This window comes from Streptomyces viridosporus (assembly GCF_002078235.1).
GTDB lineage: Bacteria > Actinomycetota > Actinomycetes > Streptomycetales > Streptomycetaceae > Streptomyces > Streptomyces viridosporus.
This window is the reverse complement of record NZ_MSGP01000870.1, coordinates 1-445: the sequence shown is the minus strand read 5'-3', so window position 1 is coordinate 445 and position 445 is coordinate 1. Positions and strand designations below refer to the sequence as shown.

The window sequence follows — 445 nt, the reverse complement described above, 5'->3', positions numbered from 1 at the left end:
CTGTGGCTGCACCGGCCCGCGTACCGTCCCCGGCCCTGTCCAAACCCGCGGCAGAGCCCTTCTTCCGGCCCGAGGACCTGCCCGGCACCCTGCCCGAGGACCTGCCCGAAGGCCACCACCTCTGCGTCTTCAGCGCCGAGGGCCCCTGCACCGAGACCCCGCTCACCAGCGAGCCCCCGCTGCCCGACGCCGAACCCCTCACCAGCGAGCCCCCGCTCGCCGACGCCGCCCCCCTGACCAGCGAGTCCGACGCCGCCACGGACCCCTCGGGACTCGCCTCCCTCCCGACCCAGTACCGCCCGGAGCCCTAGGGTGAGCGCGCCCCGGCCGGCCGAGCCCCCCACCGAGGACCTCTCCCGGCTCGCCGCCCTGCACGGCGTCGCCACCTCCTACCGCCCCTCCCCGGACCGCACGGTCGCGGCCTCGGCCACCGCCGTCACGCGCG

1 protein-coding gene is annotated in these 445 nt (G+C 77.8%); it reads left to right on the top strand.

The window, feature by feature from the left end; translation table 11 throughout:
* The first annotated feature begins 2 nt into the window (after positions 1–2).
* Positions 3–311: a hypothetical protein gene (locus B7L92_RS38300; RefSeq protein ID WP_081241657.1), complete on the top strand. Its 309-nt coding sequence runs from the start codon at positions 3–5 to the stop codon at positions 309–311.
* The last annotated feature ends 134 nt before the right edge of the window (positions 312–445 follow it).